Origin of the sequence: Cryobacterium shii, from assembly GCF_004402595.1 — a bacterium.
In the GTDB taxonomy this organism is placed as follows: Bacteria; Actinomycetota; Actinomycetes; order Actinomycetales; family Microbacteriaceae; genus Cryobacterium; species Cryobacterium shii.
Window position 1 is genome coordinate 1 of the sequence record NZ_SOFY01000012.1, and the last position, 2,035, is coordinate 2,035.

General features: G+C 67.8%; 2 protein-coding genes. One reads left to right on the plus strand and one right to left on the minus strand.

Features of this window, described 5'->3' with window-relative positions; genetic code table 11:
• Positions 1–848, plus strand: an 848-nt coding sequence (locus tag E3O49_RS02895; protein ID WP_134450971.1) for a M23 family metallopeptidase, incomplete at its 5' end; no start/stop codon positions are given.
• Between the two features lie 81 nt (positions 849–929).
• Here E3O49_RS02895 and E3O49_RS02900 read toward each other — a convergent pair.
• A complete protein-coding gene (locus E3O49_RS02900) occupies positions 930–1,742 on the minus strand; it encodes a GTP pyrophosphokinase (protein WP_370262231.1) in 813 nt (270 codons plus the stop codon).
• Positions 1,743–2,035 lie beyond the last annotated feature (293 nt).

Here is a 2,035-nt window from a genome sequence, read left to right on the forward strand (position 1 = left end):
CCCGGGTTCGCCGCGCCCCGGCCTCCGAACGTCTGGCTCCGGCGGCCCGCGCGCGGGCCGCCGGCTCGTCGACGTCGCCCGGACCGCGCGCAGCCCGGGTCCCCGCGTCGAAGGCCGCCGCCCCGGGCGGTCGCGTGCGCAAGCTCGCGACCACCGGTTTCACGGTCGCTGCCATGGCATTCGTCGCGCTGATGGCCATCTCCACCTCCCTGCCCGCTGAGGCACTGCTGTCCTCCGCCGACGTGCAGGCCGCCGCTTACACGGCGAAGAGCTCCGGACAGAGCGAGCCGGCCCAGACCCTGACCATGGACGGCGGCACGGACACGATCTCGGTACAGCGCGACGGTTACAAGTCGCAGACCATCGCCGAGGTGGCCGCCGCCAGCGGCATCCGGATGGAATCGACCTTCACCAACAACCCGAACGGCACCGTCCAGTGGCCCTTCTCGGTTGGCGTGCACATCGGTGATCACTTCGGTGCCCGTGACTGCGCAGGGTGCTCGTCCAACCACCGAGGCCAGGACTTCAACCCCGGCATCGGCGCGCCCATCCAGTCGATCGCCGACGGCGTGGTCAGCTACGCCCAGGACGGCGAAGGCAGCCTCGGGGTGCACATGATCATCGACCACATGATCGACGGCAAACTCGTCTCCAGCGTCTACGCCCACATGATCCACGGCTCGATGCTGTTCAAGGAGGGTGACGTCGTCAAGGTCGGCCAGGTCATCGGCCAGGTCGGAAACACGGGCATGTCGACCGGGCCGCACCTGCACTTCGAGATCCGGATCGGCGGCCAGAACGGCACGCACGTCGACCCTCTCGTCTGGCTGTACGCCAACACGAACTAGCGCGCATCCGGCCCCGGTGCGCTCGCGCTCGGTCGCCGCACCGCACCGCGCCTGAACTCGCGTCGCCGCGCCTGATGCGGGTCAGGCAACCCCGGACGTGACTTCGGCTACCGGAACCCCGGTCCGGTTGCGCCCAATGGCCTCCAGGAGGCCCTCAGGCAGGGCGAGGTGCGATAGCCCGGTGATGCTGAGCAGGTCGCTGTCTGCCTCGCCCGCGGGCTTCAGGGCCAGGACCTGGTCGTGCAGGCGCTCCATCTTGACGTCGAGCCGATTCGCGACATCCGCTGCCTGTTTCAGGTCGAAGACGAGGTCGACCGGCACGGCCCCCCGGTACTTGTAGTAGATCTTGTGCTCGAGGCTGGCCCAGAAGTCCATCGCCACGGTGCGGATCTGGATCTCGACGGTGACGGGCTCCACCCGGTCGGACATGAAGACCGGGATCGCGACGATCAGGTGCAGGCTCTTGTAGCCGTTGCCTTTCGGGGATGCGACGTAATCCTTGACCTCGAGAACCGTGACATCCTGCTGCCTCGTGAGCATGTCGCGGATGCGGTAGATGTCGGAGATGAAACTGCAGGTGATGCGGATGCCTGCGATGTCCTGGATCTGCGCCCGGATGTCGGGCAGCGACAGCGGGCAGCCCTTGCGGTTGGCCTTGTTCAGGATTCCCTCCGGCGACTTCAACCGCGAGTTCACGTGCTCGATCGGGCTGTAGTCGTGGATGGAAGCGAACTCCTCCTTCAAGATGTTGATCTTGGTCATCATCTCGTCGGTGGCGAACTTGTACGAGAGCATGAACCGGGCGAGCTCAATCTTGAGCTGTCGGCGCTCGACGAGGCCCATTCGGACGTCGGTCTCCGTGCCCATGCCGCTATCGATCCCCGTGCCGGTCACCGTCGCTCCTCCAGCGAGCCCAGACGTCGGGCCGCGCTCCGATTGTCCCACGGCGGTGCTGCGGGTCCCCTGACAGGGCCGCCGCGCCGGGCAGGTCCGCGCCCAGCCGCGCAGCGCCGCGGTCCGGCGTAGAACCAATTCGACGGAGATTTTGCTCTCCAGAGCCGATTTCGGCCTGATTTGGGCCGATTCGGGCAAAATCTCCGTCGAATTCGTCAGGGGCGGTGGTGCGGTGGCCGGGCGCGCGGGCCGGGCGCGCGGCCGGGCGTGCGGCCGGGCGTGCGGGCAGCCCG